Source organism: Clostridium paraputrificum (genome assembly GCF_900447045.1).
Classification (GTDB): Bacteria; Bacillota; Clostridia; order Clostridiales; family Clostridiaceae; genus Clostridium; species Clostridium paraputrificum.
In genome coordinates, this window is record NZ_UAWH01000018.1 from 72,499 (window position 1) to 85,521 (window position 13,023).

At 28.6% G+C, this 13,023-nt stretch carries 18 protein-coding genes; all 18 read left to right on the forward strand.

Annotation, left to right across the window (positions count from 1 at the left end):
• The first annotated feature begins 127 nt into the window (after positions 1-127).
• The 18 genes from DR024_RS16030 to DR024_RS16115 all read left to right on the forward strand — a co-directional run bounded on the left by DR024_RS16030 (position 128) and on the right by DR024_RS16115 (position 13,020).
• Positions 128-340, forward strand: coding sequence for a hypothetical protein (locus tag DR024_RS16030; RefSeq protein WP_111919176.1), 213 nt, complete (start codon positions 128-130; stop codon positions 338-340).
• A gap of 29 nt (positions 341-369) precedes the next feature.
• Complete coding sequence (locus tag DR024_RS16035) at positions 370-771, forward strand: terminase small subunit (RefSeq protein ID WP_111919178.1); 402 nt, start codon at positions 370-372, stop codon at positions 769-771.
• A 443-nt stretch (positions 772-1,214) separates the two neighbouring features.
• Positions 1,215-1,895, forward strand: a complete 681-nt coding sequence (locus DR024_RS16040) for a hypothetical protein (protein WP_111919180.1) — start codon at positions 1,215-1,217, stop codon at positions 1,893-1,895.
• Between the two features lie 62 nt (positions 1,896-1,957).
• Positions 1,958-3,238: a PBSX family phage terminase large subunit gene (locus DR024_RS16045; protein WP_242983114.1), complete on the forward strand. Its 1,281-nt coding sequence runs from the start codon at positions 1,958-1,960 to the stop codon at positions 3,236-3,238.
• A gap of 15 nt (positions 3,239-3,253) precedes the next feature.
• The gene (locus DR024_RS16050) at positions 3,254-4,639 is read left to right on the forward strand and encodes a phage portal protein (protein WP_111919182.1); all 1,386 of its coding nucleotides are present in this window, start codon (positions 3,254-3,256) and stop codon (positions 4,637-4,639) included.
• Positions 4,626-5,510 (forward strand): minor capsid protein, encoded by an 885-nt coding sequence (locus DR024_RS16055; protein WP_111919184.1) that lies wholly within the window; start codon positions 4,626-4,628, stop codon positions 5,508-5,510. The genes DR024_RS16050 and DR024_RS16055 overlap by 14 nt, the downstream gene beginning before the upstream one ends.
• 124 nt (positions 5,511-5,634) lie before the next feature.
• Complete coding sequence (locus DR024_RS16060; RefSeq protein ID WP_111919186.1) at positions 5,635-6,297, forward strand: NUMOD4 domain-containing protein; 663 nt, start codon at positions 5,635-5,637, stop codon at positions 6,295-6,297.
• A gap of 48 nt (positions 6,298-6,345) precedes the next feature.
• Positions 6,346-6,966 (forward strand): DUF4355 domain-containing protein, encoded by a 621-nt coding sequence (locus DR024_RS16065; protein ID WP_242983117.1) that lies wholly within the window; start codon positions 6,346-6,348, stop codon positions 6,964-6,966.
• Between the two features lie 127 nt (positions 6,967-7,093).
• Positions 7,094-7,954, forward strand: a complete 861-nt coding sequence (locus DR024_RS16070; protein WP_111919190.1) for a hypothetical protein — start codon at positions 7,094-7,096, stop codon at positions 7,952-7,954.
• Between the two features lie 65 nt (positions 7,955-8,019).
• Entirely contained in the window at positions 8,020-8,307 is a 288-nt protein-coding gene (locus DR024_RS16075) for a hypothetical protein (RefSeq protein WP_111919192.1), read from the forward strand.
• An 8-nt stretch (positions 8,308-8,315) separates the two neighbouring features.
• Positions 8,316-8,630, forward strand: coding sequence for a hypothetical protein (locus tag DR024_RS16080; protein WP_111919194.1), 315 nt, complete (start codon positions 8,316-8,318; stop codon positions 8,628-8,630).
• Positions 8,614-8,943, forward strand: a complete 330-nt coding sequence (locus DR024_RS16085; RefSeq protein ID WP_111919196.1) for an HK97 gp10 family phage protein — start codon at positions 8,614-8,616, stop codon at positions 8,941-8,943. The genes DR024_RS16080 and DR024_RS16085 overlap by 17 nt, the downstream gene beginning before the upstream one ends.
• On the forward strand, positions 8,943-9,320 hold the full coding sequence (locus DR024_RS16090; RefSeq protein WP_111919198.1) for a hypothetical protein: 378 nt from the start codon (positions 8,943-8,945) through the stop codon (positions 9,318-9,320). The genes DR024_RS16085 and DR024_RS16090 overlap by 1 nt, the downstream gene beginning before the upstream one ends.
• Before the next feature lie 15 nt (positions 9,321-9,335).
• Positions 9,336-9,896 (forward strand): hypothetical protein, encoded by a 561-nt coding sequence (locus DR024_RS16095; protein WP_111919200.1) that lies wholly within the window; start codon positions 9,336-9,338, stop codon positions 9,894-9,896.
• 57 nt (positions 9,897-9,953) lie between these two features.
• A complete protein-coding gene (locus DR024_RS16100; RefSeq protein ID WP_111919202.1) occupies positions 9,954-10,463 on the forward strand; it encodes a hypothetical protein in 510 nt (169 codons plus the stop codon).
• 38 nt (positions 10,464-10,501) lie between these two features.
• Entirely contained in the window at positions 10,502-10,783 is a 282-nt protein-coding gene (locus DR024_RS16105; protein WP_111919204.1) for a hypothetical protein, read from the forward strand.
• An 18-nt stretch (positions 10,784-10,801) separates the two neighbouring features.
• Positions 10,802-12,259 carry a phage tail tape measure protein gene (locus tag DR024_RS16110; RefSeq protein ID WP_111919206.1) on the forward strand — a complete coding sequence of 486 codons (1,458 nt, stop codon included), beginning with the start codon at positions 10,802-10,804 and terminating at the stop codon, positions 12,257-12,259.
• Positions 12,260-12,273: 14 nt separating this feature from the next.
• Entirely contained in the window at positions 12,274-13,020 is a 747-nt protein-coding gene (locus DR024_RS16115; RefSeq protein ID WP_111919208.1) for a hypothetical protein, read from the forward strand.
• Positions 13,021-13,023: the final 3 nt, after the last annotated feature.

Below are 13,023 nucleotides of genomic sequence, written 5' to 3' on the forward strand. Positions count from 1 at the left end.
AAGTTTGTTATAAATAATAAAAAAGATATATTAGAAGAATTAGAGATATTATGGATAAAAATAACATTAAGGAAAATGAATTAGTTGGTATTTATTTTTATAAAGAATAAGGAGGTGATAAAATATAATGTTAAATGAACAAAGTATAGAATTTAAAAACCTAAGAATTAAAGAAAATCCATACCTGTTAGGAAATAAAATAATTGAAGGATTATTGAATGGTACTAAGGTGTTTTTTATAGTTAAAAATGATGATTTAGAAAGTGTAATTGAAGAGTATGTTAATGAAATTTATTCCAAAACAGCTTTGAAATCTATTAATGATGGGTTAAAGCTGTAAACTTGTTAAGCGTATTAGGAGGTGATATAATGAAGTTTACAGGTAGACCGCCAAAATTTCAAGATGCTGAAGAAGTAGCAAATACAATTGAAGCTTATTTTAAAGAATGTGATGATAATAATGAACCTTATACAGTAACAGGATTAGCATTGGTATTAGGGATATCCATGAAGAGTTTAAGAGATTACAAGAACTGTGTTGATGATGTTAATATATTAAAACAACTGGATATAGATACGAAACAACAACTTAGTAACATCGTTAAAAGGGCATATTTAATGTGCCAAAATTATAGCGAAAAGAAGATGTTAGATCCTTCTTGTAGTAAGAATCCAGTCAGTTACATATTCTCTTTAAAGAATTTTGGATGGGCAGATAAGCAAGAGGTAGTACAAACTACTAATACTATAGAAGTATCATTAGAGGACTAGTAATTAGAAAGAGCTTACATATAATATATGTAGGTTCTATTGTAGTTACTATATAAATGTAGGGAAATAATTAGGCAGTTCTAATTGATAATTCGTGTTGACCTACACGAAGTAATAAAAAAGAGCCAAAAAGTTTAGTATAATTAAACAAAAATGTACATCTAATTGAGAATATAATAGCTGTGGATAACTAAGGAATGGCTTAGTACCAAGGGTTAGAGTAGTGTGTAAGATTATTTCGTGAAATTGATTATTTAGTGAAGTTTTATATTTTGTGTTTAAAATATAGGGAAATAATTGATTAGATAGGGGGTATATTCTAAATTTTAGGTCTATATATTAGGGTATACCTACAGAAAATATTTTTTCTCATAAAAAGGAACTATATAACATAATGCAGGAAAATAATATATAATGTAGAATTATTTTGCTGAGGTGAAATTATGATTAAAAAAATTAGAAGAATGATTAAAAAAAGTAGAAAAAGGGATAAAGAAAAACAAGAAGATAAAATTGTTAATGAAATCAAAAGACTAAAGAAACTTAGTGAGGAAGAACTAAATAAAGAGAAATATAAATTAATAGCATGTGGTAAAACGAATAGGAATTATAAAAATGTTTTAAGTGGATTTACAATTTTAGTAACAATAATTATATCGTTCATGACTATTGTTCAAGGGATAGATAGTAGTACTACAGTTTCTACAGATGCACATTTAAGATATATGTATGATAAAAAATTCGAATTATATAAATTAGAACATTCAAATGAAGAATATATAGATTATGTAAATGAGCAAATGAAAGAATATAAAGAGGCTCCGGAAAATAATCTAAGTAATGCGTTAAAATTAATTAATAGTAGTTTTCTTCCTATAATTGCATTATATATTTTTATAGGCGTAATTAGTATAAGAACACTAAAGAAAGCTGATAAAGCATCAATTTGTGAAACATTAGTAATATTTATTGATGATGAATTGGAAAGACGTAATAGAATAAATGCAAATGTTGAACTAAAAGAAAGTATTAAAGATGATATATGTAGATTACAAATTAAGTCCATAGAAATTGAGGAAAGCATAAAGTATATAGAAAAAATATCAAAATCAATATCTCGATAGAATTTGAGAACTAGATATAAAATTCTAGTTCTTTTTTTATACCCCAAATTAGACAAAAGGAGGTGGTAGATATAGCTACTACAAAGTTTAAAATATCTAAGAAAATGTTTAATGATGCGTATCTGCCGTACTTAGAGCAGTATAATAAAAGGCACGAAGTGTATTATGGTGGAGGTGGTAGTGGTAAATCTGTTTTTGTCACTCAGAAATTACTTTATAAATACCTTAAATATCCAAACAGAAAATGCTTAGTAATTAGAAAAATAAATAATACCCTAAGAGATTCTGTATTTGCATTATTTAAAAGTACACTATCGGATTGGCAATTGTATGATAAATGTAAGATAAACAAAACAGAATTAACAATAGAACTACCTAATGGTAGTCTTTTTTTGTGCAAAGGATTAGATGACCCTGAAAAGATTAAGTCCATAGCTAATATTGATGATATTTGGATAGAAGAGGCAACAGATATTGATGAATTTGATTACGACCAACTATGTTTAAGACTACGTTCTAAAAATCCATTTAATCAAGTTATTGTGTCATTTAACCCTATATCTAAATCTAATTGGGTTTACAAAAAGTGGTTTGCAGAAGATGCAGATTACAACAAAGATACAACAACAATTTTGCATACAACATATTTAGACAATAGGTTTTTACCACAGGACTACATAAATAATTTGTTGGAGATGAAGAAAACAAACCCAGCATATTATAACATTTATGCTCTTGGAGAGTTTGCTACCTTAGATAAATTAGTATATACAAATTGGGAAGTTAAAGATTTTGACTATATAGAATTGCTAAAAACTAACAAATATTATGCTATTTTTGGATTAGACTGGGGATTCACAAACGATAAAACAGCGATTATAGCGTCCTTAATAAATGAAAAAGATAAAGAAATATATATTTATTGGGAGTATGGACAAACACACATGACAAATGAAGATATTTTTAAAGTATTAGAAGAAAATAGACTAGTTAAAGAGAGATTGGTGTGTGATAGTTCTGAACCCAAAAGTATAGAAGAATTAAAGCGATTAGGTTGTAGAAGAGTTATAGGAGCCAGTAAAGGGCATGATAGTATAAATAATGGTATCCAGCTTATACAACAATATAAAATATATATACATCCTAGTTGTGTACAAGTTCAAGAGGAATTTAAGAACTATACTTGGTTAAAAGACAGAAAAACAAATGAATATATTAATAAACCAATAGATAAATATAACCACTTTATGGATGCATTTAGATATAGTGTCATGGATAAAGTAGGAGGTAAAAATAAGAGTGGAACTTTAAGAATAGGTTCTATTACAGATTTATACAGATAGAAAGGAGAAAAGTAAATGAATGAAAATGCAGTAATTGGATTAGCTAAATTGTGCTATAAAATGTATTCCAGTAAATTAGAGTACTACGATAAAATTAATAAATATTACTATGGAAACACAGATAGTTTAGTTAATTTCAAACCAATGGCAGGTAGAGCAAATTTAAAGCCTAGAACTAATTTTGTTCAAAAATTTGTTGATGAAGAGGCAAGTTATAGCTTTGGAAATAACATTACATATGTATCTAAAGATAATAATAAAGAAGTTATTAAGGATATAGATTATATTTTAAGTGGATACAAGGCTGATTATGATATTAACCTAGGAATGGAGTTAATTAAATACGGAATTTGCTATGAAATTAATTATAGAAAGAATGGTAAGTTTAAAAGTAAGAAGGTAAGTCCTTTAAACGGATATATGTTCGTAGATGAAGATGACGAGCCTGTAATGTTTATTCATGTTTTTAAAAAGCCTTTTAAAGATGATGAGTTTATAGATGTATATACAAACACTACTATTTATCACTTTAACCATAGTTTCAATGAAGTTTCAACTCCAACACCACACTTTTTTGGTATTGTTCCGGTAGGTGTAGGAATGATTGGAGGTAATTCTTATAACGAAGATAGAGGTTATATAGAAGGTGATAAAACTATATATAGAACAATTAAAACTCTACAAGATGCCTTTGAAACTAATTTAGGAGATAGTGCTTCGGAAATATCCGATTTAAGAAATGCAATTTTGAAGATATTTAATATTACATTAGAAGATGAAGTAGATAAAGAAGGTAATCCTATATTAGATGCAAATGGGAATGTAAAAAAGAAAGAGCCTATAATTAGAAATAATCAAATCATGTATTTTAATGGAGAAGGTGATTCAAAGCCTGATGCAGAATGGTTGATAAAAAATGTTAACGATGCATTTATAAGAAATACTAGAAATGATATTAAGGATTTAATGTATGTCTTAACTAATCATATCGATACTAATGAAAAACTACAATCTAATTTAAGTGGAGTAGCTTTACGTAGTAGATTACAAGGGTTAGAAAGTAAGTGTACTTATAATGCAAAAGCTTTTGAGAACTTGCTTAGAACGAGACTAGAATGTATGTTTAAGTATTTAGATATGACTCAAGGAAAGAGGTATGATGTTAACTTAATAGAGGTTAAATTTACCCCTAACGTTCCTATTGATGAGGATAGAATAGCAGATAGAATCTCTAAAATACCTCATGATGTTGTTAGTAACGAAACTAAAAGATCTTGGTTGTCTTCTGTTAGCGTTAATGAGGAAGCTAAAATTGAAGAGGAAGATAAAAAAGCTAAGGATAATATGTTTGATATGGATAATTTCGCCAATAAAGAGGGGTTAGACGATGGAACCGAATAAGTATCAGATTAAATTTACTGATAATAATATAGAAATTAATAAGTTGCTATTTGATATATATGATAGGGATATAAAGAAATTAATGTCTTTACATAAAAAAGATAGAGATAAAATATTGAATGAAGTAGCTAACATAATGCTGAAGTATGAAATTACTGAAAATGTAATGAATTTATCAGATATTGAAAAGATGAAGATAAATAAAGAAATAACTAATTCTATTACATCTACTTTTAAAGAACAAGCAGAAATTGAAAGTAAAGATATTGGTAACTTATTAAATAATATAGCAAAAGATAAATATTATCTAAATAGCTTTAATCTATCTTTAGGATTGGACTTTAATTTAAAAAAGATTGATTCTAAAACACTTAACAGGATTATTAATAAGACTATTAAGGGAAAGAATTATTCTGATAGAATTTGGTCTAATAAAAATAATATAGCTAAAATACTACAAAAAGAAATAAAAGATTTTATAGAAGGCAAAACATCTGTAAATAATATAAGCACTATTCTTAAAGATAGATTTAATCAAAGTGCATATGCAACTAAAAGACTTATAAATAACGAAACAGCTAGGGTAATGGAAGAGAGTAATAGTAAATGGATGAACGATTTAGGAGTTGAATATGTAATGTATATGGGAACATTGGACAACCATACGTGTGATGATTGTGGAGAATATGATGGACAAGTATATAAAAGGGGAGAAGAACCAGTTAAAACTCCTGTGCATGTTGGCTGTAGGTGTACTTATTCAGCAATTCCTAATCCAAATTGGAAACCTAATAAAAGAATGGACAATGAAACTAAAGAAATTATAAGTTGGAATTCTTATAATGATTGGAAAAAAGAACAAGGCTTATAGAAGTATAGGTTTTTATTGTATTTAAAATTAATTAATGGATAGGTTAAAGCATGAGTAGGGTATGTTCCTACCAGCCTATCCTTTTTATTATGTAAAAAATAGTAGAAAGGATAGATTTATATAAATGAGTAGTAAAGTTAATTATGAAAATGAAATATGGCGAGACATAGAAGGGTATGAAGATTTATACCGAGTGAGTAATTGTGGGAGAATTATGAGTTTACCTAAAATAAAAGGTGTAGGGTATTATACAAAAGAAATAATATTAAAACCTAAAATTAATAAGGTTACTGGGTATTTACAAGTCAACTTGTATAAAAATAAGAAACGAAAAACTCATAACATCCATAAATTAGTTGCTATGACTTTTATTCCAAACCCACAAAATAAACCATTTATAGACCATAGTAATACTATAAAAACAGATAATAGAGTAGAAAATTTAAGATGGGTTACTAGAAAAGAAAATCAGAATAATGAATTAACTAGAAAACATTTAAGTGAATGTAATAAGGGTAAAAAATTATCAGAGGAAACCAAAAATAAAATCAGTAATGCACTAATTGGAAATGATTATAGTAGCAAAAAAATAATTTGTACCACTACCTTTATGGTATTTAATAGTGTAAAAGAGGGGGCAAATTATTATGGAATAAGATATCCGGAAATTATATCTAGATGTTGTTTACGTAGAAAATATAGTAAAAGTGCTGGAAAATTACAAGATGGTACACCTTTAAGGTGGATGTATTATGATGAGTGGTTACAAACTAAAAATGTAGCTTAATAAATAAAAATAAATATGTGCTAGTCTAAGGGTTAGCGTGTGAAAGGAATGATACATATGGATATTGAAGAAATAAAAAAATATTTAAACGATAATAGTGAAACAGAGGAAGTAAAAGAATTTATGGAATCAATGAAACCTCAAATTAATAGAGAGTCTGTGGAAGCGTGGACTAAAGAAGGAGAGGGTAGGAGTTGGTTGGATAGAATTTGTGATATATATAGTAGTAAAGCTATTGAAACAGCTAAAAGTAATGCAATAGCCAAATTTAAAGAAAATGATATGCAAAAACTTATAGATGAAGCTGTTAAAGCAAAATCAAATGAGGGAAAAACTCCTGAACAAATAAAACTTGAAGAATTAGAAACTAAATTAGCAGAAATGGAAAAAGAAAAAACTATAGCTACTAATAAAGCTAATTATTCTAAGGTTTTAACAGAAAAGGGGTTACCTGTAGATTTGTTAGATTTTATTTATGCCGATGAAGAAGAAGTATTTAATGGAAATATAGAAAAAATAAACACTATATTGCAAAGTGCTGTCACTTCTAGCACAAATGAAATTTTAAATAAAAATGAATATATTCCTCCTACTTCTGGCGGAGGGGTAGCACTAACTGGTGTTGAAAAAGCATTCTATGAAATGAATGGAGATTTAGCACCACAATAATGAAGATTAGTTTGAAATGATATATAACTAGTCTTTTTTTTTATGCCCTTTTTTAGTGGGTGACTTATAGGGGGTAAAGAATAAAATCCTAAAAATAAATATTATAAGAAAAGGAGCGTGTTTTTTTATGGCACATACACAACAAGAAAGATATTCAAATTTAGTATTAGCAAAATTAAGAAAGGAATTAGTTACTAGAGATAATTTAATTTTTAATAATTCCTATGAAGGTGATCCAAAGGCAGGTAAAGTTAAGATTCCTGTAAGAGGGGAAGTAAATGTAAAAGATTATGACAAAGCAAATGGTCTTAAGGGAGAAACGAGGTCTACTACATATAAGGATTTATTAATAGATAAGGACAAGGCAGTGAATGAAATTATAGACGGTTTCGATGCACAAGCGGTACCTGATGGAATTGTGGCTGATAGATTAGATAGTGCTGGATATGGCTTATCTTTACAAGTAGATAAGGACTCTATAAATGCTTTAGAAAAGAAGGGAACAGTATTAGATACTAAGACAGCTTTAACAAAATCTAATGCTTATTCTACTATTTTAGATATGTTTGCTAAGATGACTAGAGCAGGTGTACCAACAAAGGGTAGATGGCTAATAGTATCTCCTGAAACAAAGGCTTTAATTTTAAAAGATCCTGAATTTATAAAGCAAGGAGATATTTCTCAAAAATTAGTTGAGCAAGGTGCTTTTGGTATGATTGGTGGATTTGCTTGTTTTGAATCAGCGAACATGATGTTTGAAAATACAGAAGAGGTAGGTTCTAAAAAGACTACAACAGAATTAATCGCAGGACATCCACTTTTTGCTTCTAGAGTTATGGAATTCTCTGTACCAGTTCACTTACAAGATTTAGCTGGAAGTGGTAACTTTATTGGGGCATCTGCTGTACAAGGTAGACTTGTTTATGGTGTAGATGTAACAAAACCTGAAGCTGTGCTTGTAAAGAGAAAAGAAGAAAATGTAGGCTAATTTTTAATGGATAGGATAGGATAATCTCCTTCCTGTCCTATTTTTATAAAAAGGAGATGATATATATGTATAGTGAAAATGAGTTAAAAGAGATAGCAATTATATCTATACAAAATTATTTAAATAATTCTAAATACACAAAAGAGTATATAGAGAATAACTTTACAATTGCAATTAAAATAATAATAAATAACTTAAAAGCTAATTATGAAGTTTGTGGTGGAATTAGCAATGTATCTTCTATTTCTCAAGGTAATCAGTCTATTAGCTTTAATACTAATATTAAAAATATAGTTATTACTGAAGATGTTAAAGCAGTATTGCCTAGACCTATTAATTTTATGACTTGGTAGGTGGGAAAATGGTTTTCTTTAAAAATGCAGATATGCAAAAAGTAATTAAAAGTAAAATAAAAGATGATACAGGTAAAATAGTTACAACTTTTTTATTAGATGAAACTATATACAGAGTAAGTTTACAGCCAATAAGCGAGAAAGAAAGAACTTATACATGGGGGCAAAGTATAAAATCTAAAAAGCAAATATTTTGTGATGAAAGTTTAAATGTTAATGATTTAATATATTGCAAAGGAAAAGTTTATGAAATAGAGGATAGCTTATATAATTGCTATGCTATCCAAGAAAGTGATGTGAAAATAAATGAAGATAATAAATAATTGTAGCCAAACAGCTAATGAAATTGAAAAAGCTATAGAAAGAGCTTTAAAAGAAATAGGCATAGGTGGTACATCTAATTTACAAGCTAATACTCCTGTCCAAACAGGTAACTTAAGAAGATCATTAACATTTAAAGAAGCGAAGAGGGATAAATGTTATTCTATTTTATTTGGTTCGTCTTTAGATTATGCACCGTATACCACTTTAAGACCTAATATTAGCACACATGGTTGGTTTCAAAATTCAATAAGAGATTATAGTAATAATGCTATAGATATAATATCAAGGCATTTAAAGGAGGTTGGCAGATAGTGGAGTTTAGTATTCTACAAAAAGAAATATATAAATTATTAAAACCATATGATCCTTTTTTTAGCCATTTACCTTCTAAAGATGAAAATGATAAAGAATTAGATTTTAACAATATCTATACTGTATATAAATTTACCAATATAGCCGATGAAGTATATAAAAAAGAAGTTAATTTAGAGATACAGATAATAAGCAAATTAGAAAATGAAACACCTGTTTTGAAACAAGCAGTTGATATAGATAAAGTTATAAATAAGGTTTATTTAGAGCCTTGTAATTGTAGGATAGTTAGAGAAAATTCTTATTTTATTCCAATAAATGATTTTGAGGATAAGAAACACTATACTACGTTAAATTACATAATAAATTATTATTAGGAAGGAAGGATATAAATGGAAACAAATAATATAAATATTGTTGTAGATGATGCTGTTTTATATTGGGGAGATTTTGGAGACCTAAGTGGAACTGGCATGGATAATATATTAGAAACTATAAAGGGAAAAGAATTAGGAGTTGCAAAGGGTTCTTTAAAATTTGAAGCAAAGCCTGAAATTAGAAATATAGAACATGCAGGTAGCCTTGAAAGGGATCAAGTAAATTGGCAAAGGATTATTAAGTGGGACGTAACAGCAGAAACAACTATACTTGATTTTAACGAAAATGTATTAAATGCAAGTTTAATAGAAAAGACAGAAAGTGCTAGTACAGAATTTGATGTTTATGCTCCAATAAAAGATTTTAAATCTACAAATTATAAAGACTTAATAGTTGTAGGTAAAAAGCATAATTCGGAAAAACCTGTTATAGTCCATGTATTTAACTCTTATAATCCAGAAGGTGTAAGATTTGAATGCAAGGACAAAGATGAAGCAGGTATATCTATGAAATTTAAGGGATGCTATAAAACTGACAAACATCCGTTTGAGATAGCATTTCCAAAGGTAGCTTAAGGGGTTAGAGAAATCTAATCTCTTTTATTATATTTAAAAGAAAGAAGAGGTATTAAAATGTTAAATGAAGATAAGAGCTTAAAAATTACTACAGATGAGGCTATAGATTTATTAGGATTATTAAATAAGTTATCTTTAAAAGATATATTAGTTAATTATATAAAAACAGATTCAAAATTAGAAAATAGTAAAAGCAGTGAGTATAGAAAACTACAAAATCTTTTAATAGATAGAATTGGAGATACAGAAAAGTATTTAGCACTTTCAGATGCTGAAAAGTCTTTAATGGCGGATAAAATATTAGAAGAACATAATGATATAGCTGAAAAACTAAATAATATAAAAGAAGAAAAAGACACTTTAGACAGTGAATTTGGATTAGATTTTGTGCTAAGAATACCTAGTGCTAAAAAGGAAGTATATAGGGTATTGGCTAAGATATTTGAAACAGATGCAAAGAAAATTGAAGAGCAAGATGTTGCTGAAACTGCTGAAATGATTAAAGGCATTATTCAAAGTCCAACTTTCCAAGGTTTTTTCAAATTAGCAACCAACTTGAAGAAGTAGGAACTAGTTTAATAGGAATACTAATTAAAAGTGGTTGCATGTCTTATATAAAAGATATAGAGTTAGGACAATCTTTATATATAATCGGAGAGGTTATAAAAGAATATAACGATAGTAGAATATTTCAAAAGTATTGTTTTGATAACTTACTTCTTCAAGTTGTTGGAGAAAATCTATCTTATAAAGAATACAAAGAAAAGATAAGATTAGAAAATACACTTAATAGTGAAAATAATACAGCTATAAAAGAAGAGGATATTAAAAATAGAAAAGATAACGCAAGTAAACTTTTAGCATCATTTCTTAATGAAAAAAAGTAGAATTGGAGGTGAGATTAAATGAGTGAAGTTTTTAAATTACAAGGAAGTATAGAACTAGATAGTAAAGAGGTTTTAGACGGATTAAAGAAAGTAGATCAGGGCGTTAAACAAACTGGTGAAAATATGAAAAAAACAGAAGGTGGAGGTAAAAGTTTTGCTAACGCTTTAAAAGGCGTAGGGTTAACAATTGCTTCTACTTTTTCTTTGGGCAAAATAAAATCTTTTGCAGAGGAATGTGTGGCTGGTGCTAATGTTCAAATCATGGCAGAAACGAAGTTGCAGAATAATTTAATGGCTACTGGAAAAGCTACTCAGGCTAATGTCGAAGACTTAAAGAAGTATGCTAGTCAACTTCAGAAAGTAGGTGTAATTGGAGACGAGGTAGGTATGGCAGGAATGTCTCAATTAGCTACTTTTAACTTGACCTCGGATTCTATTAAAACTTTAAGTGATGGTATGTATAATCTTGCAGTAAACCAAAAGGGTGTTAATGCTACTCAGGAAGATATGATGGGGTATGCGAACATGATTGGTAAAGCTATGCAGGGACAAGCAACTGCATTAACAAGAGTTGGTGTAACAATGGACGAACACCAAAAGAAAATAATAGAAACTGGAACTGAGCAACAAAGGGCAAGTGTTATAGCAGATGTATTAAAAGCAAATTATGGTGATTTAAATAAAGAAATTGCTAATACACCTCAAGGGAAACAAACACAACTCATAAATGATTTAGGAGATTTAAAAGAAGTAGCAGGGACTTTGTTATTGCCTATTATTAGTAAATTAGTAGGATGGATTCAACAGCTTGTAAATTGGTTCAATAATCTAAGTCCAACAACTCAAAAAGTTGTTCTTGTTACAGGAGGATTGGTTGCATTATTACCATCTTTAATAGGAATGTTAACGGGAGTAGCTACTATTGCTGGTGCCTGTGGTGTATCGATTGGAACTATAATGGGTCCCGCTCTTGCCGTAATAGCAGTAGTTGCAGGTTTAGTTACAGCAGGTATAGCACTGTATAAAAATTGGGACACAGTAAAAGAAAAAGCGTCTGAAATATTTGGGAAAATAAAAGATATAATCGGTGGTGCAATAGATAAAATAAAAGGATTTTTTAAATTCGATTGGGAATTTCCTAAACTAAAAATGCCACATTTTAAACTAGAAGGTGAATTTAGTTTAATGCCACCAAGTGTTCCACGGCTAGGGGTTGATTGGTATTCTTCAGGTGCTATCTTTAACAAGAGAACAATATTGCCAGGTGGAATAGGTGTTGGAGATGCAAATAAAGGACAAGGAAATAATAGTGAAGCTATAATACCATTAGATATTCTTTGGGATAAGATGGATGCAATAGCTAATAGACCTATATTAGTTTATATATCTGCAGATGAATTTGTTAATAAAACAGCTTACAAGATGAAAGACAGACTAGATAAATTGGAAGTAAGACGCGTTGATTATCAGTACTAAAGGAGGGATAGAAGATGTTTTTTGATAATGGTATACCTGTAAACAACGAAGAATATAGTTTTATATTTAATAATAGCAATTCACTAAGATTTGATTTAGTTTTAGCAGAATATCCTTCTATTCCTAGGATTCGGGAGGATGTAGAGTATATATCTATAGAAGGTAAAAGCGAATCTTACCAAAAAAAGAAAGGTACATATAAAAGAGATAATATATCTTTAAAAGTAAGATTGTTAGATATTAATGCTATGTGGGATTATGTTGAATCTATTGAAGAATGGTTACTTGGTAGAATAAATAGTAATAAACTTTATATAGATAGAAGAGATAAATATTTTGTAGTTAGAGAGGTACAAATAGGGAATATAGTTAAAGAAATAAAAATGTATGGAGAATTTACAATTACTTTTGTTGTTGAGCCTTTTATGTATGAGGATGGGATAGAAACAGTTCCAACAATACGTGATAATTTGGAGCATACAACTCTAGTTCAAGGAGACTTTAAAGTTGAACCTACTGTAGAGATTATAGGAGGTAGTGGAGATATCACAATAACTATAAATGATAAAACTACTACTATAGAAGATGTAAATGGAGATATATTAATAGATAGGTTTATTTGCCTAGATAAAACTAACAACAAAGATAAAAGCGTAGATGTACAAGGCTCATATCCTATATTGGATAAGGGAGTAAATACAATTAAATGCGAAGGTACTTTTGAAAATGTAATAATAAAATTCAAGAACAAATACAGGTAGGAC